Origin of the sequence: Actinomadura sp. GTD37 (assembly GCF_041951365.1) — a bacterium.
Taxonomy (GTDB): Bacteria; Actinomycetota; Actinomycetes; order Streptosporangiales; family Streptosporangiaceae; genus Spirillospora.
In genome coordinates this window covers 95,423-111,425 of the sequence record NZ_JBGNUS010000002.1, presented here as the reverse complement: position 1 = coordinate 111,425, position 16,003 = coordinate 95,423, and the positions used below count along the sequence as shown (strand labels likewise).

The window sequence follows — 16,003 nt, the reverse complement described above, 5'->3', positions numbered from 1 at the left end:
CAACGCGTCGAGGACACCGAGGGCAGCGGAACCGGCAACCCAGTCCGCTCCAATCCGGCAGGCCGCGTCCCTACCGGTGGGGGCAGCGCTCAGGACGCGCAGTGCGGTTCGAGGGCAGTCGCCGGCCGGGTGCAACTTGGGCGTCCCCTACGCAGGCCCGTATACGCGTATTCCCGTCGGGAACAATGGAACGCTTCACCTTTTGCGGCCCCGTGGTGCGGCGGTGTGGACTGCGGTTGCGAGGGCGGCCAGATGGATCGCCGGCAACGTCGGCAGTGCCCCAGCAACGCGGATCGCGGCAGGCGGAGGGCTCGGTGGCCGGTGGCGACCACCTTGTTGGCTGAGACGTGCATCGTTGTGCCGCGATCGGGTGAGGTATAGGGACCATGGGTGCGCGGGATCGGTGGGGCCCGGATGACCGGGGGACTTGGGGGACTGGGGGATGGGCGGTGCGGGCGCACAGGGCATGGGGTGGCTTGCGCTGGAGGCCTTCGATCCGGCGCCGGTCGCGGTCGCGTTGACGATCGGGCCGGACCACCGTCTCGTGTACACCAATCTCGCCTACCGGGCGTTCGTCGGCGACCGTCCGCTCGGCGAGCCGATCGGGGAGGCGTTCGGTGTCGCGGCGCAGCAGGACTACGGCGAGCTGTTCGATCGCGTGCTGGCCACCGGTGAGCCGGCGACCGTGGTCGAGGCGCCGGTGAAGCCGGCTGCCGCCGAGGAGCGGTACTTCTCCTTCAGCCTCTCGCGGTTCACCCACGAGCGGCCCGGGGTGCTGGTGGTCGCGGTCGACGTCACCGAGCAGGTCGCCGCGGTCCGGCGGGCGGACCGGGCGACGGAGGAGCAGAAGCGGTTGCGGCGCCGGTTCGAGAGCCTGGTGTGGATCAACGCGCAGGTCGTGTGGGTGACGGATGCGGCCGGCAAGGTGATCGAGTCGAGCGGCGGCTGGGGGCGGATCACCGGGCAGAGCCGGGAGGAGTTCGTCGGCGACGGCTGGATGCAGGCGCTGCACCCCGATGACCGCGAACCCACGTCGCGGTCGTGGGACCGGACGCGCCGGGAGGTCCGCCCGTGGCACCACGTCTACCGGGTCCGCACACGCGACGGCGAGTACCGGCACTTCGAGGTGCGGTCCGCGCCGGTGGTCGAGGACGGCGTCGTGGCCGAATGGATCGGCACCTGCTTCGACGTGGAGCGGCAGTGGCGGGAGCGGGAGCGCCGCGATCTGCTCGCCCGGGCCGCCGCGGCCGGGGCCGAGCAGACCGAACTGACCGAGATGTTCGTCGCCCTCGTCGGGGTGCTGGTCCCCGCGCTCGCCGACGGGTGCGGCGTGCACCTGATCCCCGATCTCGGCGACCGTCCCGCGGGCGCTCCGATCACCGTGCGGCGCGTCGCCACCGCCGCGAGCGGGGGCCTGGGATGGCAGCCGTCCACCGGTGAGGAGCGGTTCGCTCCCGACAGCGGGTTCGCCCGCGCGCTGAAGCGGCGCCGCCCGCTGCAGCGCACCTTCCCGCCGGGCAGGCCGCCGGCCGACCTGCTGCCCGCGGGCACTGCCGCCTGGCTGGCCGAGTCCGGCGCCACCAGCGTCGTGCTGATGCCGGTGGTCGTCGACGGCGCCGTGGCGGCGGCGGTCACCGCCGCAAGGCGCGGCGACCGCGACCCGATGAGCCCCGAGGAGGTCGCCCTCATGCGGCAGATCTTCGAGCACACCCACGACGCGCTGAGCGGCGCCGTCCGGTTCCACCGGACGCAGGAGGTCGCCCTGGCCCTGCAGCACGGCCTGCTCGCCGACCCTCCCGACCTCGACGACCTGAAGATCGTCGCCCGCTACCTGGCCAGCCCCGCGGCGGCCGAAGTGGGAGGCGACTGGTACGACTCGTTCGTCTTGCCCGACGGCGCGACCGTGGTGGCCATCGGCGACGTGGCGGGCCACGACCTGGCCGCCGCCGTCGAGATGAGCCAGCTCCGCAACATGCTGCGAGTGCTGACCGCCGACCGCCTCGCCCCGCCCGGCGAGATCCTGCGCCGCCTGAACAGCGCCATGGAAACGGTGGCGCCCGAGGCGACGGCCACCTGCGTACTGGCCCGCGTCGAGGAACCCGAACCCGGCCGATGGCAGTTCAACTACGCCGTGGCCGGGCACCCGCCGCCGCTCCTGATCACCGCCGACGGCGACGGCCGCTTCCTCGAAGAGGCGGCCAACCCCCTACTCGGCTTGCCTTTCGATGCCTACCACAGCGCGACCGAACCGCTCCCGCCCGGCTCCACCCTGCTGCTGTACACCGACGGCCTCGTCGAGCATCCCGGCGAGCACCTGGACCGGGGCCTGGACCGGCTTCGCCGCCAGGTCTCCACGCTCGCACACCTGCCCCTGGAGCGGCTGTGCGACGCCCTCCTGGACGACCTGCCCACCACCGGGACGGACGACATCGCCGTGATCGCCGTCCGAATCCCCGACGCCGCTACGCCGACAATCCCAGCCGCCACCCCGCCGCCGAGCTGACGTCGGACGGCGGGGTGGCGTCGGCGAGCGCGACTCTCGTCACTTCCGGCGGCGCTTCTGGCGGCGGTGCCTGGGGGCGGGGCGCTGTTGTTGCGGTGGCTTCTTGCGGGTGGGCTGCGGCTGGGTATTGCGGCCACGGGAGCTGTTGGGTGTCCGGCCGCGGACGATGCCGATCAGCTCCTCCATGAGGTCGGTCGTCTCGGCCTCGAGCCAGGCCAGGCCGATCTGGGACTGAGGAGCGTCGGTCACGGTTCGGTAGGTGAGGTCTTTGCGGTGGTGCAGGCGGGCCAGAGACTGCGGAAGCAGCAGGACGCCGGCTCCCGACGCCACCAGCTCGATCGCGCCGGCGGTGCTCTCAGGACGGGTGAAGGCAGGCTGCCCGGGGCGGTCCTCCCAGGTCAAGACGTCGTCGAGCGGCTCGAACACGTCCTCGTCGGCGAGATCGGCGAGTTCCACCTCCTCCACTGCGGCCAACGCGTGATCCTTCGGCACCACGACCACGGTCGTCTCCCGGTACAGCGGGATCACGTGGAGGGCCTCGCGGTCGACGGGCAGGCGTACGAACGTCGCGTCCACGCCACCGCTCCGCAGCAGGGGGACGACCTCGGCCGCCGGCATCTGCAGGAGGCGAAGCGGCACCTCGCGGACCCGCTCGGCCCAGACCCCGGCCCACTTCCCGGGCGTCACCCCCGGCACGTAGGCCAGCCGGAACTCACCATCTGTCACTCCGCCACCCTAGTCACGTCCAGGCAGTTCCCTTCCGCTGGCTACCCTTGAGGGCATGGGCACGTCCAGAGCAAAGACCTCGCAGACCATGAAGTCCGCGACCGCGGCCAAGAAGCTGGGCATCCTGCTGTCGGCAGCACCCGCCGAGTTCCAGGAAGGTCCCGTCTCCCGGGACGAACTGAACGCGCTCCAAGCCGACCCGCCCTCATGGCTGGCGGACCTGCGCCGTGAGGGCCCCCACCCCCGCCAGGTCGTCGCCGCCAGGCTCCGCATCTCCATCTCAGGTCTGGCCCGCGCCGACATCACGGGCCCCCTCACCACGGCCGAGATCGAGGACCTGAAGGCCGAAAGGCCCGACTGGCTGGAACGCGAGCAAGCCGTCCAGGCCGAAGTCCGCAGGGAGGAACTCCGCCTCAAGCAGCAGCGCGCCAAGACCTGACTCACGTCATTCCCCGACCGCCCGCGCCGGAGCCGTTCCGCCGTACGCTCCGCGCATGATTTGCGTCATAGCGTTTTAGACTCCCAACCGTGGCCGAGCGCATGAGCGGGGAGATCGAAAGGCTCTACGAGGTGTTCGGACGGGTTCCGCGGCCGCTGAAAGTGGAAGGCTGCGCGCATTGCGTGGACCCCGACGAAGACCGGCCGCTGCTCGACGGGCCGGTGCGGGGCCTCAGCGCGGACGTCCTCCGGCGGTACGCGACGGAGGCGCTCATCCTGTGGGGCGGCGTCCCGGAGTTCCGGTACTTCCTTCCTCGGCTGCTCGAACTCGCCGCGGAGAACGAGTTCGATTGGCCCGATCCGGAGATCGTGTTCAGCAAACTCGGCAGCGGCGGGTGGACGGAGTGGCCCGATCCCGAGCGCGCCGCCGTCAGGGCCTTCCTGACCCGGTGGTGGGAGACCAAGGTCGACGACGAAGACGCCTGGCCCGACATCGGCGCGGTGCTGTGCAGCCTGGGGCTCACCGGCATCGATCTCGTGCCGTTCCTCGGCCGGTGGGGACGGCTCGACTCGACCGGCGCGATCCGCAATCTGCACGAGTTCGTCACGACGGGGGTGACGTGGCGGACGTCCAGACCCGAACTGGGAAACCCTTTCTGGGAAAAGGAGACCGCGAGCTACCGCGACGTCATCGCCTGGCTGACGGACGGACGCGCCCTCACCGCGGTGGAGCGGACGTTTCTCGCCGAGTCCCGAGAAGAAATGCTCATGCTGCTGGACGAGACCCATTCCGCGCTCACCGGCGGTCGCTACCTCGGCTGACGCATCGCCTCGCGGTAGTCGCTGGGCGAGGTGCCGTAGGCGTTGCGAAAGGCCCGGGTGAAGGCCGAATGGTGGGTGAATCCCCAGCGGGCGGCGAGGTCGCGAACGGGAATCTCGCGCTGCGCCGGGTCGGCCAAGTCCTGGCGGGCGCGTTCCAGGCGCTGGCGGCGGATCAGCGCCCCGACGGTGACGTCCTCGTTTTGGAATAGGCGGTAGAGGTGACTGGTGGAGATTTGGTGCGCGGCAGCCGCGGTTTGCGGAGTCAGGTTCGGGTTCTGCAGATTCCGGTTGATGAAGGCGCGGATGCTCAGCGTCAGAGTCCGGCGGTGCGCTCGGGGGAGAGGCCGCGGTCGGCGTCGAGAGTGTGGGCGAACAGGGCTGAGGCGAGGTCGGCCAGGACGGCGCCGAGCCGGGGGCCGTCGCCGGCCCGGTAGCCGGCGGTGTCGGCGCTCAGGCCGGTGAGGAACCCGGCCAGCAGCGCTCCGACGCCCGTCAAAGGGCCGGTACTCGGCCTCCTGGCGGTTCCAGGAAGCGCCCGCCGTGCCTTCGAGGACGAGCGTGAGGTTGTACGTCCCCGAGAGCTGTCCGCGGAGGGATACGCGGCCGGACGGGTCTTCGGAACGAACGGGCGGCCACTGGAGGATCGCCTCGAGACATGGGACGTGAAGACCGGCCGCAAGCTGTGGACGCCGGTTTCGATCCCGGGAGGAGGCCGTACGAACGCCGGCGCGGCCCCGACCCTGGTCTCCGCGAACGCGGACTGGTCGCCAAGCCCGGCGGCCGCAGCTGGACGGCGGTTCCGGCCATCGGCTAGACGCCTGCCGCGCCCCGGTGCTCAGGACGGTCTCAGCTGACCTCGACTTCTACGTCGACCGCGGACAGGGCTGGACCTATCTCGGACGTCCCGGCCGCCGCATCCACCTGGCCCCGGAACTCCGCACGGTAGGGAGCCGCCCAGCTGCGGCAGGTGCTGGAGGCCGAAGGGGCCGTCCTGCCGGCTCGGGAACAGGGTGGCCGTGACCCGATCGCCGACTTTCGCAGTACGGACGCCCGGGGCCGACCGCGACGACCTCGCCGGCCCCATCGGAGACCGGCACCACATCGGGTTTCACCGGGAGCACGTAGTCGCCGCGCAGGATCATCAGCTCGCGGTAGCCGAGGGACGCGGCGCGCACCGCGACGAGCGTCTGTCCGGGACCGGGCCGGAGGTCGGGATGATCCTTGATCGACAGACCGGCGATCCCGGCCCCGCTGTTGACGTGGTAGCTGCGCTTGAGGGGATCCCGGCCTTCAGCCGTCGGTGGCCAGCGGGACTTCGCCGGCGGTCTTGCTGTAGCCGAGAGCCTCGATGATCTGGCCGTCGCGCACGTGCATGAGGTTCACTCCGCTGACCCAGTCCGCGGGACCGGGGCCGTAGCGGTAGTTCCAGCGGATCGTCGCCCGTTCTCCCGCGACGACGACCTCCTGCGGCTCGAACTGGCTGGTGCTGTCGTCCACGAGCGCGCTCCACCAGTCCAGGCAGGCCCGGCGGCCTGTGACGCGCTCCCCGGTGGGGGCCGGCTGGACGGACTCCATCACGCAGTCCTCGGCGACCAGGTCTGTGAGCAGGTCGCGGTCGCCTTCGACGAAGGCGCGGTTGAAGCGGTCGATGACCTCGGCGGTGGAACGGAAAGACATAACCCCTCCAGATGTAGATAGATCGATCGGTCTACACTTGTATATCGACCGGTTGATCTACTTGTCAATCGATGGGAGCCTGGCCTTCATGAGCGTTCGCACACAACCGGGCCCGCGAGAGCGACTACTGGAAGCCGCTCACCAGCTGATCTACAGCCAGGGCGTGAACATCGGCGTGGACGCGCTGCTCAAGGCGGCGAACGTGGCCAGACGATCGCTGTACGAGCACTTCGGCGGCAAGGACGGCCTGATCGTCGAAGTCCTCAGATCCGCCGCCGCCGACGACGCCGCCGCCTACCGGCGCACCATGGACGCCGCCGGCGACAACCCGCGCGAGCGTCTGCTGGCCGTGTTCGACTGGCTCGGTGAGATCACTGCGACGCCCGGGTTCCACGGCTGTCGCTACCTGGCCGCCGACCTCGCCCTGACCGACCCTGACCACCCCGCGCACGAGATCACCCGCGACTACCGGCGGCACGTGCACGACCTCCTGGAGCGCGAACTGGTCGCGCTCGGGCACCCACGGCCCGAACGCGGCGCCGACCAGCTCTTGCTCCTCATCGACGGCATCCTCGCCGCCGGGGCGACCCGCCCCGGCGCCGACCACGGAGCCGTCGCGCGCGAACTGGCCGCATGCGTCATCGCCCCGTGACCCGCGCAGCCGGGAAGCGTCCATGGGGTGCAACCGGACGGCGGAAACAGACCGTGCAGTGAGACGGTGTCAGGGCATGGAGCGGTGCTGTTGACGCGGTTGCGGAGGGGACGAAATCTCAAGGACCAGAACCGGTCTTAGGATCGCCGGGTGAAGGTCCGATCTCTCGCTTTTCGCACTGATCTGTTGCTTCGCCGGCTGGCCGGCTCGGTCATCCAGGACCGCCCGTCTCACCAGGTGGTCCGGACGCCCGCCAACCCGTCCTTCTGGTGGGGCAACTTCGTGCTCGTCGCGCCCGACGCGCTTGCGGAGGCTCCTGCCCTGTTCGCGGCGGAGTTTCCGGAGGCGTCCCACCTGGCAATCGGGGTGGATGGGACCGAGGGTGAGGCGGGCCGGCACGCAAGGTGGGCGCGGCTCGGGATCAGCGTCGAGACCGACACGGTCCTCACGGCCTCCTCTCTTCAAGCCCCCGCAAGGCCGGCACAAGCCGACCTGCGCGCGCTGACCGAAGGCGACTGGGAGCAGGCAGCCCGACTGCGGCACGCGTGCGATGAGTCGCCGCCGTCGGAGGAGCACACCGCGTTCCGGATGGCGAAACTCGCCGAGGATCGACGGTTGTGCGAGGCGGGCGACACCACCTGGTTCGGCGCGTTCGTGGACGGTGAGATGCGCGCCGGCCTGGGTGTCGTCCTCGACGGCCGGGGACTCGCCCGCTACCAGCACGTCGAGACGCATCCCGCCTTCCGACGACGCGGCCTGGCCTCGTCGCTCGTCCACCTCGCCGGAGTGGAGGCCATGGCCAATGGAGCCCGCACACTCGTGATCGTCGCAGATCCGGCTGCCGAGGCGATCAGGATCTACCGGTCACTCGGATTCACCGACACCGAACGCCAAGTCAGGCTTCAGCGCACAGCCGACACGCCCTCTGGAGAATCCTTGACTTAGCTGTTCGGGACATGACGGTGTCGGTACCTGCGTCCCCGTCAGCCTGAGCGGGTCTTGAAGTTGGGAAAAGAGCAGGTCACGGCTGGGATCTGGCAGTTCGCGGGTCGCTCGGACGGGTATGTGGCGGCGGGGCATGGGATATCGGCTCACCGGTTGGTGTTTCGAAGGGGGTTGCGAATGCTCGAGGCGCAGTTGGCCGATCTGGTCCGAGCGGCCGTCCGGGTTCCGCAGGAGGTGCGGCGCCGGCGGCGGACATCGGTGATCACAGGGGTGCCGGTCGTCGCGGCGGCGGCCATGCTGGCGGTCGCCGGGTGCGGCGGCGGAGCGGCGGACAAGTCGCCGGGCACTCGGGCGGCGTCCACGTCCTCTCCTGCGTACGGGGCGCCGTCCGGGTCTTCCCCGGCCGGCACCGGCGGCATGATCAAGACGGCGACCGTGGGGAACCTGGGGCCGGTCCTGACCGACGGCCAAGGCCGGACGGTCTACCTGTTCGAGAAGGACAAGGGCGGCATGTCGTCCTGCACTGGGTCGTGCGCGGCGGTGTGGCCGCCGGTCGCCACATCGGCGAAGCCGCAGGCCGGTCCGGGGGCGAACGCGGCGAAACTGGGCGAGACCAAACGACCCGATGGCTCGATGCAGGTCACCTATGCCGGGCATCCCGTCTACTACTACGCGCCGGACGGCACCACTCCCGGCAGCGCGAAGGGTGAGGGCCTGAACCAGTTCGGCGCCAAGTGGTACGTGCTGTCGGCGTCCGGCAACAAGACCGTGCCGAAGGGCGGCGGCTACTGACATGCGCCGTCGGTGGACGGCCGCGCTCCGCGGCGCGCTTGTCGCCGTCGCGGTGACGGTGGTCGCCGGCTGCGCGATGGCGACGAACTCGCTGCACCCCGGCCGGGCGGAGATCCGCACGGAGCGGGTGCCGTCGCTCGGGCAGATCCTGGTGGACGGGAGGGGCCGCACCCTCTACTTGTTCGTCGCCGACCTGCCGAACCAGTCGAGTTGCAGCGGGGCCTGCGCCGCCATCTGGCCACCGGCGACCTCCCAGGGCCCGCCCGCGGCGGGCGGCGCCGCCCAGCGGTCCCAGATCACCACGATCGCCCGCTCCGAGGGGCCTCGCCAGCTCGTCTACGCGGGCCATCCGCTGTACTACTACCAAGCCGATACCGGACGCGGTGACGTCCGAGGCCAGGCGCTCACCCAGTTCGGCGCCGAATGGTACGCCGTCTCACCCCAGGGCCAGCAGGTCGAGAGCGGAGTGAGCGGCGGCTCCCTGGGCCTGGGCGGGTGATCGCCTTGCGCCATGTGCTGCGCTACCTGGGCGTGCTGCTGCTGTTCGGCATCGGCGCCGTCCATCTGTACGAGTACCTGGCCAACCATTACCGGGTCATCCCGGTCATCGGCCCGCTGTTCGGCCTCAACTTCGTCGGGGCGGTGGTGCTGGGGCTCGTCCTGGCGAGCCCGCTGCGGTCGCTGCCCGGTGTCCGGTCGGTGCCCGTGTTCGGCCGTGCGCCGCTCGCGCTGGTGGCGCTGGGGGCGGCCGGTTTCGTGCTGGGCACGATCATCGGGCTGCTGATCAGCGAGCAGGCCAGCCTGTTCGGGTTCCATGAGTACGGCTACCGGTCCGGCATCGTGCTGGCGCTCGCCCTGGAAGGCGCGGCCGTTGTGGTGCTGCTCGGTTTCGCGGTGCTCGAGCTACGCAGGGCGGGGACGCGTCGGTCCGCCGACGCGGGATGAGCCTTCCGAAGCGGTTCCTGCTCGGCCGGCCGCTACGCAGCGGGCAACTCGGCCAGACGCTGCTGCCCAAGAAGTTCGCGCTGCCGGTGTTCTGCAGCGACCCCCTGTCGTCCAACGCCTACGCCACTGAGGAGATCCTCCTCGCGCTCAGCCTGGGCGGGGTGGCGCTGATCCATCTCATGCCGTGGATCGCCGCCGCGGTCATCCTGCTGCTGACCGTCGTCGTGCTGTCCTACCGGCAGACCTGCTACGGCTATCCCAACGGCGGCGGTGCCTACGTCGTCAGCCGGGAGAACCTGGGCGTCAACGCCGCGCTGGTCGCCGCCAGCGCCCTGCTGGTCGACTACGTGCTGACCGTGGCGGTGTCGGTGGCCGCCGGGGTCGCCAACCTCGCGTCGGCGATGCCGGCCATGGCGCCGTACTCGGTGCAGGTCTGCGTCGGCCTGGTCGTGCTGCTGGCGGTCATGAACCTGCGCGGGGTCAGGGAGGCCGGGACGGTCTTCGCGATCCCGACCTACGGGTTCGTCGCCGCGGTGGGCATCTTGATCCTGTGGGGCGTCGGGCGGGTGGCGGCCGGTGACACGCCGCAGGCCGAGTCCGCGCACTTCGGCATCGAGTCCTCGCACGGCACGACCGGCCTGCTGGCGGTCGCGCTGCTCCTGCGCGCGTTCTCCCAGGGATGCACGGCGCTCACCGGGGTCGAGGCGGTCAGCAACGGCGTCCCCAACTTCAAGCCGCCCAAGAGCGCGAACGCCGCCGCCACCCTGACGATCATGGGTGCGCTGACCATCACGATCTTCGCCGGGATCACCGGGCTCGCCCTGGCCTCGCACGTGCGGATCGCGGGCGACCCCCGGCTGCTGGCCGGCGCGCCCGCCGGCTACGAGCAGAAGACGGTGATCATCCAGATCGCCGCGGCGGTCTCCGGCTCCGGGTCCCTGCTGTTCTACCTTGTCGCCGGGTTCACGGCCGCGATCCTGGTGCTGGCGGCCAACACCGCCTACAACGGCTTCCCGATCCTCGCCTCCATCCTCGGCCAGGACGGTTTCCTGCCCAAGCAGTTCTCCCGCCGCGGCGACCGGCTGGTCTTCAGCAACGGCATCGTGATCCTCGCCGTCCTCGCCAGCGGTTTGATCTGGGCGTTCGACGCCAGCACCACCCGCCTCATCCAGCTCTACATCATCGGTGTCTTCGTCTCCTTCACCCTCAGCCAGACCGGCATGGTGCGGCACTGGACGGCGCTCCTCAGGCAGGAGTCCGCGCCGGTCGGCGAAACCGTGCCGGTCGGCGAAACCGCGCCGCGGACCGTCCGGCGGCACCGCGCCCGGCTGCACCGCGCCCGCCTGATCAACGCGGTCGGCGCGTTCCTCACCGCGGCGGTGCTGGTCGTCGTCCTGGTCACCAAGTTCACCCACGGCGCCTGGATCGTCGTCATCGCGATGCCCCTCGTCTTCATGACGATGAAGGCCATCCACGGCCACTATGAGCGGGTCGCCGTCGAGCTGGCGCCGTCCGAGGAGGCCGTCTCGCTGCCGAGCCGCGTGCACGCGGTCGTGCTGGTCTCCAAGCTGCACACCCCCACCCTGCGCGCCCTCGCCTTCGCCCGCGCGACCCGTCCGTTCACCCTCGCCGCGGTGACCGTCCGCACGTCGGCGGGGGAGACCGAGAAGCTCGAAGAGGAGTGGGCCCGCTACGGCGTTCCCGTGCCGCTGACCGTCCTGGACTCCCCGTACCGGGACATCACCGGGCCCGTCCTCGACTACGTCGGCCGGATCCGCCGCAGGAGCCCCCGCGACGTGGTCTGCGTGTTCATCCCCGAATACGTCGTCGGCCACTGGTGGGAGCAACTCCTGCACAACCAGAGCGCGCTGCGGCTCACGGCACGGCTGTTCTTCCGGCCGGGCGTCATGGTCACCAGCGTCCCCTGGCGCCTCGGCTCCGCCGAGGCGCTCGCCCGGCGTCCCGAGCACACCGAACCCACCGTCCGGCACAACCAGGGGTCCTGACCCTGCGCTTGACGACCACCGGCTTCGGGTCGCGCTGATCGGCGCTGTGGCTCACAGGCGTCCCGCGACGGTGCGGCGGGCGCTGCCAGGACGGGCCTGCCGGCTCGTGGCCCGTCAGGGGAGGGGCGCGAGCCGGCGAGCGATTCAGGCAAATCAGTTGAGCAGATGGGTCCTTCTCGACGGGTCGCGTGATCGTTAGTTTTGTCTGGCATGAGACTGATGAAGACCTTGCTCGCCTGCGTTGCCGCGGTCGCCTGCTCGGCGTCGCCGGGCGTGTCGGCGAGTGCGACGGAAGGCCCCGTGCCAGGGCGGCGCCTGGTGACGCTCGATGTTCCAAGCAAGCTGGTCGACACGGGCTCACAGGGCGGCGCCATCAGTGACGCGCCCCGCAACCTCAAGGTCAACGTCGTTCTCCCTGCCGGTTACGACCGGCATCGCGCGAAGTCCTATCCGGTTCTCTGGCTGCTGCACGGCATGGCCGGCGAGTACGACGACTTCCTCGGGTATGTGAAGAAATACCTTCTCGACACCCAGGCGGTCATCGTCATGCCGGACGGTGGGTTGTACGGGATGTACTCGGACTGGCGGGCCGGCGGTGGCATGACCGGCCCTCAGTGGGCCAGCTACCACCTCGACCACCTGCTCCCACTGATCGAGCGTCGGTTCCGGATCCGTCCCGAGCGTCGTTGGCACGCGATCGCGGGGATCTCCATGGGTGCTCAAGGAGCGTTGCGCTACGCGTCTTTTCGGCCTGGCTACTTCGGATCGGTCGCGGCGCTCTCTCCCGCCATGCCCAACACCCGGGGGCTCGACATGATGTTCGGCCTGCCGCTCATGGTGCTGGTCAACGGCGGAACCGGCATCGCGACCAGCACAGACATATGGGGACCGGTCAACGGTGCCTACGCGAAGGCGACGAACCCGGCCGACCTCGTGCGCAGGTTGAAGAGGACCCGCGTGTACCTGTCATCGGGCAACGGCGTGCCGTGCAGCCAGGACCGGCGAACCCCAACGCTTCCTGTCGACATCGTCCTCGAGTCCGCTGTTCGTCTTCAGACGACTGCCTATGCGAAGAGGCTGCGCGGTGCCGGCGTGGACCTGACGGAGCGGCGTCCCGGCTGCGGGGTGCACACCTTCGGTGTGTGGGACCGAGCGTTCGTCGATCTGCTGCGCACTTGGGGTTTCTACCGATGAGCGGAGCCTGTCGGGGACGTCGGCCGGCCCGTCCGCTGCTGTCGCATCCCCGGTTCCGGGGGTGTTCAGGACCGCAGCTCCGTCGGCGTGCGGCGGCGGTAGGCATGGGGGCTGCTGCCGGTCCAGCGTCGGAAAGCCCGGGTGAAGGAGCTCTGCTCGGAGAAGCCGAGGCGTTCGGCGAGCTCCGCCACCGTCTCGGCCTCGTCGACGAGGCTCGCGATCGCCGTATCGCGCAGCAGGTCCTCGCGCAGCCGCCGGATGCAGGTGCCCTCGCCTGCGAGCTTGCGCCGGAGCGTCTGAGGACTGAACGCCAGCCGCCGGGCGATCTCGTCGGAGCCGACCCGTCGCCGGGTGCGCAGGCCGTCGGCGATGATCCGGCGGACCTGTTCGCCGGTGCCGACCGACAGGCCGGGCCGACGTATCAGGCCGGCGGGGGAGGTCGCCACGAACTCGTCGACCTCGGCGGGCGTCCGTACGATCGGCGCTTTCAGCAGCTCGCGCGGGAACCTGAACTTCGGCGGATCCACGTTGAAGCAGACGTCGACGCCGAAGACCACCCGGTTGATCTCGGCGCTCATCCTCCGCGTGCCCGGCAACGTGACCTCGACCAGCGGGATCGGACGCCCGATCAGCCAGCTCGCGACTCGGTGGACGACCGCGAGGGCCATCGGGGACGCGACGCCCGACGGGTCGTACCTGTCAGGAACCTCGACCTGGACCTCCGCGTACGGGCCGTCGGCCAGGAGCCGGATCACCGGTAGCGCGGGCAGCGCCTCCTGGAGGGATTCCAGCCGGTTCGCGGCTGCGTGAAGGTCCGGTGCGTAGATCAGGCTGTAGCACAGAAGCCGGAAACTCCCTCTGGCCAGGGGGACGGGCGACAGGCCGAACATCTCGTCGCCCGATCTTCGCCAGAGTTCCCGCACCATGCGAATGACCTGGTCCTCGGTCACCCGGGACCGATCCCGTCCCAGCAGGCACTCGGGAACCCGTGCGGCCTCGAGCATCGCGGGGATGTCCCGGCCGATTTCGGCGCCCAACCTGATCGCGTGGTGGACGAGTTCGATGGGCACGGTCCGGTGAGCCCCGCACAGGTGCGCGGTACTCACCCGAAGGTCCGGTGTCGCGGGGCCACGGCTAGCCTGCGCGGCAGGCGGCCCGGCTGAGCCGGACGGTCGCCGGGGTGGGGGTGCGGATCGAGCATCCCGCGGGCGTCGTGAGCCTGACGCTCGTTCCGGCCGAGCTGATCTTCAGGACGTCGCCCTTGCGGCTGAACCGGGTGACCCGGGTCGGCGCGCTCGTGAACCGGTAGCGCAGGCCCCAGAGGCTGCCGGAGCGGGCGACCGTGCTGTTGACCCACTTCGCCGGGCGTTCGGCGACGGGGCCGAACAGGCCCCAAGCGATCGCCGCCCGCAGTTCCCGCCGGAAGTTCGTGAAGGTGTGGGCGCCGCTGTGCGTCCGATAGGTGATGTCGATGCCGGCGTCTCTGAGCGCACGCGCGTAGTTGTCCATCGCCGTCCGGATGATCAGCCCTTCGGCGATCTGGTCGAGGAACGTGTCGTCGGGGGTGAGCGCTTCACCGTTCCCGGTCGTCATGAAGATCCGGGTGTGCCGGAGGTTCGATACGAGCTTCATCGGGTCGTGGCCCCTGGAGTACGGGCCGTTCTCGGGCCCGTAGACGGCGAGCGGGTCGTAGGGAGCCTTCGCCGCGTTCGCGGAGATGAACGAAAGGAGGGAACCCTGGGCCGGGGCCAGATGGAGGTCGGCCAGTCCCGACATGACGGCGATCGAGCCGAAGAAGCCCGGGAGGCGCCCGCCCAGGTAAGCCGTCCCGAGACCTCCCATGGAGATCCCGGCGAGGGCGTGCCACCGGCGTTCGGGGCGGATGGGGTAACGCTTCATCACCTGAGGGATGACGTCGTCGAGAATGTAGGTCTCCCATGACGGGTTCCCTCGGGCCCCGCCGTTCCACCAGTCGGTGTACCAACCGCTGGCACCCTCGGGCATCACGACGATCGCGTCGAGCCCGGCCGCCGTGCGCGCGATGTCGCCCAGCCTCGGTGCCGCCCAGAAGCTGTAGTCGCTGGTCACGCCGGCGAGCAGGACCAGCAGGGGGTATTTCCTGTTCGGGTTGTAGCCCGCGGGGAACGCCACCTTGGCGCGGGGCGGACCGGTGTAGCCGGGTAGCCAATCGTCCGCGATGGCCGCGTGTTTCAACGGAAAGGTCGTCTCCATGACCGTGATGTGCTTGCTGTTGCTCGTCCCGGGAGAGGCGAGAGCGCTGGGCGAGAGCGCCCCGGCCAGCAGCGTGAACACGACGAGCACCGCCGCGATCACCTCCAGCCGAGTGGCGATGGATCGCGAGGGGGTCGGCATGACGCGGAAGGTAACATGCAGAAGTGCAGATATCTACACCTTCGGGTACTTCCGGACGCGCCGGCCACCGGACTCAGGAGCAGCGCAGGGACGCGACCCGGACCGCACTGCTTGAAGCGACGATCGAGTGCCTGGTCACCTACGGCTACGCGAAGACCACGACAGGACGCGTCGCCGAGCTGGCCAACGTCTCCAGGGGTGCTCAGCCGTTGTACTTCCGCACGCGGGCCGAGCTCTTCCAAGGCGCGTTCGCGTACTTGGCCGAACGCCGCGTGAACGCCGCCAGAGAGTTCTTCGACAAGGGGCCGACCTCACTCGAGGTCGCCCTCAACATGTTGTGGGAGGCCCACCAGGGCCCGTACTTCTACGCGGCTCTGGAAATCTGGGTCGCCGCGCGGACCGACCCTGATCTGCGCAAGGTCATGTACCACCTCGAACGTGAGGTGGCCATCTCCATCGCTGACGCCGTCACCGGGGCGCTCGGTGAGTTCGCCCAGCGCCCGAACTTCATCGACAACCTGGTCCTCGCACTGGCGACCATCCGGGGTCTCGCGATGCTCCAGATCACCCACGGAGAGAGCCCCCAGGCATTGGACCGCTACTGGACCATGACGAGGACGCGACTCCTGGCGCTACTCGAATGACCATCGCGGACTCATTCACAATCGACGTGCCCGATAGGGCATCAGTCGATGGCCTTGCCTCGAAGGGCTGTCACCTGCCCTGACTTTTGAGAACATCACCATGTATCGTCGAAATTCCTGCGGGCTGTGCGGGTCGAGCGGCTCATGCGCGAGGCCGGCATCCAGGGGATCTACCGGCGCAAGGGCCGCCGCGACCCGGTCGACGAGCCCACCGAGGCGGACCTGGTGCAGCGCGCGTTCGACGTCCAGGCAGTCGAGCACGGCTGCGCAGGCTGCGCATTGCGCA

19 protein-coding genes are annotated in these 16,003 nt (G+C 70.1%); 11 read left to right on the top strand and 8 right to left on the bottom strand.

Features of this window, described 5'->3' with window-relative positions; all coding sequences use genetic code 11:
• Nucleotides 1-442: 442 nt before the first annotated feature.
• Nucleotides 443-2,503: a SpoIIE family protein phosphatase gene (locus ACA511_RS14620; protein WP_375024830.1), complete on the top strand. Its 2,061-nt coding sequence runs from the start codon at nt 443-445 to the stop codon at nt 2,501-2,503.
• A 39-nt stretch (nt 2,504-2,542) separates the two neighbouring features.
• Here ACA511_RS14620 and ACA511_RS14615 read toward each other — a convergent pair whose 3' ends face one another.
• Nucleotides 2,543-3,229: a LysR family substrate-binding domain-containing protein gene (locus ACA511_RS14615; protein ID WP_375024829.1), complete on the bottom strand. Its 687-nt coding sequence runs from the start codon at nt 3,227-3,229 to the stop codon at nt 2,543-2,545.
• A 55-nt stretch (nt 3,230-3,284) separates the two neighbouring features.
• On the opposite strand from ACA511_RS14615, the gene ACA511_RS14610 reads away from it, so the two are divergent.
• Nucleotides 3,285-3,668 (top strand): DUF5997 family protein, encoded by a 384-nt coding sequence (locus ACA511_RS14610; RefSeq protein ID WP_375024828.1) that lies wholly within the window; start codon nt 3,285-3,287, stop codon nt 3,666-3,668.
• A gap of 89 nt (nt 3,669-3,757) precedes the next feature.
• Nucleotides 3,758-4,489, top strand: coding sequence for a hypothetical protein (locus ACA511_RS14605; RefSeq protein ID WP_375024827.1), 732 nt, complete (start codon nt 3,758-3,760; stop codon nt 4,487-4,489).
• Here ACA511_RS14605 and ACA511_RS14600 read toward each other — a convergent pair.
• The 4 genes from ACA511_RS14600 to ACA511_RS14585 form a co-directional block, all read right to left on the bottom strand.
• Complete coding sequence (locus ACA511_RS14600; RefSeq protein WP_375025587.1) at nt 4,477-4,722, bottom strand: helix-turn-helix transcriptional regulator; 246 nt, start codon at nt 4,720-4,722, stop codon at nt 4,477-4,479. The two genes, ACA511_RS14605 and ACA511_RS14600, sit on opposite strands and share 13 nt — an antisense overlap.
• 80 nt (nt 4,723-4,802) lie before the next feature.
• The gene (locus tag ACA511_RS14595) at nt 4,803-4,985 is read right to left on the bottom strand and encodes a hypothetical protein (protein ID WP_375024826.1); all 183 of its coding nucleotides are present in this window, start codon (nt 4,983-4,985) and stop codon (nt 4,803-4,805) included.
• A gap of 394 nt (nt 4,986-5,379) precedes the next feature.
• Nucleotides 5,380-5,631 carry a hypothetical protein gene (locus ACA511_RS14590; protein ID WP_375025586.1) on the bottom strand — a complete coding sequence of 84 codons (252 nt, stop codon included), beginning with the start codon at nt 5,629-5,631 and terminating at the stop codon, nt 5,380-5,382.
• A 148-nt stretch (nt 5,632-5,779) separates the two neighbouring features.
• Entirely contained in the window at nt 5,780-6,166 is a 387-nt protein-coding gene (locus tag ACA511_RS14585) for a nuclear transport factor 2 family protein (RefSeq protein ID WP_375024825.1), read from the bottom strand.
• Nucleotides 6,167-6,254: 88 nt separating this feature from the next.
• Between ACA511_RS14585 and ACA511_RS14580 the strand changes: the two genes are divergently transcribed.
• The 7 genes from ACA511_RS14580 to ACA511_RS14550 all read left to right on the top strand — a co-directional run bounded on the left by ACA511_RS14580 (nt 6,255) and on the right by ACA511_RS14550 (nt 12,700).
• Complete coding sequence (locus ACA511_RS14580) at nt 6,255-6,818, top strand: TetR/AcrR family transcriptional regulator (protein ID WP_375024824.1); 564 nt, start codon at nt 6,255-6,257, stop codon at nt 6,816-6,818.
• Between the two features lie 150 nt (nt 6,819-6,968).
• Nucleotides 6,969-7,763 carry a GNAT family N-acetyltransferase gene (locus ACA511_RS14575; protein ID WP_375024823.1) on the top strand — a complete coding sequence of 265 codons (795 nt, stop codon included), beginning with the start codon at nt 6,969-6,971 and terminating at the stop codon, nt 7,761-7,763.
• A 177-nt stretch (nt 7,764-7,940) separates the two neighbouring features.
• Nucleotides 7,941-8,555: a hypothetical protein gene (locus ACA511_RS14570; protein ID WP_375024822.1), complete on the top strand. Its 615-nt coding sequence runs from the start codon at nt 7,941-7,943 to the stop codon at nt 8,553-8,555.
• A 1-nt stretch (nt 8,556) separates the two neighbouring features.
• Nucleotides 8,557-9,054 carry a hypothetical protein gene (locus ACA511_RS14565; protein ID WP_375024821.1) on the top strand — a complete coding sequence of 166 codons (498 nt, stop codon included), beginning with the start codon at nt 8,557-8,559 and terminating at the stop codon, nt 9,052-9,054.
• A complete protein-coding gene (locus ACA511_RS14560) occupies nt 9,051-9,500 on the top strand; it encodes a hypothetical protein (protein WP_375024820.1) in 450 nt (149 codons plus the stop codon). The genes ACA511_RS14565 and ACA511_RS14560 overlap by 4 nt, the downstream gene beginning before the upstream one ends.
• A complete protein-coding gene (locus ACA511_RS14555; protein ID WP_375024819.1) occupies nt 9,497-11,506 on the top strand; it encodes an APC family permease in 2,010 nt (669 codons plus the stop codon). Before ACA511_RS14560 ends, ACA511_RS14555 begins: the two co-directional genes overlap by 4 nt.
• Nucleotides 11,507-11,725: 219 nt before the next feature.
• A complete protein-coding gene (locus tag ACA511_RS14550) occupies nt 11,726-12,700 on the top strand; it encodes an alpha/beta hydrolase (protein WP_375024818.1) in 975 nt (324 codons plus the stop codon).
• Nucleotides 12,701-12,765: 65 nt separating this feature from the next.
• On the opposite strand, the gene ACA511_RS14545 is transcribed toward ACA511_RS14550, so the two are convergent.
• Together ACA511_RS14545 and ACA511_RS14540 are read right to left on the bottom strand one after the other, a co-directional pair.
• The gene (locus ACA511_RS14545; RefSeq protein WP_375024817.1) at nt 12,766-13,806 is read right to left on the bottom strand and encodes an AraC family transcriptional regulator ligand-binding domain-containing protein; all 1,041 of its coding nucleotides are present in this window, start codon (nt 13,804-13,806) and stop codon (nt 12,766-12,768) included.
• Nucleotides 13,807-13,834: 28 nt separating this feature from the next.
• Entirely contained in the window at nt 13,835-15,073 is a 1,239-nt protein-coding gene (locus tag ACA511_RS14540) for an alpha/beta hydrolase (RefSeq protein ID WP_375024816.1), read from the bottom strand.
• A 23-nt stretch (nt 15,074-15,096) separates the two neighbouring features.
• On the opposite strand from ACA511_RS14540, the gene ACA511_RS14535 reads away from it, so the two are divergent.
• Complete coding sequence (locus ACA511_RS14535) at nt 15,097-15,717, top strand: TetR/AcrR family transcriptional regulator (protein ID WP_375024815.1); 621 nt, start codon at nt 15,097-15,099, stop codon at nt 15,715-15,717.
• Between the two features lie 15 nt (nt 15,718-15,732).
• Here ACA511_RS14535 and ACA511_RS14530 read toward each other — a convergent pair whose 3' ends face one another.
• Nucleotides 15,733-15,978, bottom strand: coding sequence for a hypothetical protein (locus ACA511_RS14530; RefSeq protein ID WP_375024814.1), 246 nt, complete (start codon nt 15,976-15,978; stop codon nt 15,733-15,735).
• Between the last annotated feature and the right edge of the window lie 25 nt (nt 15,979-16,003).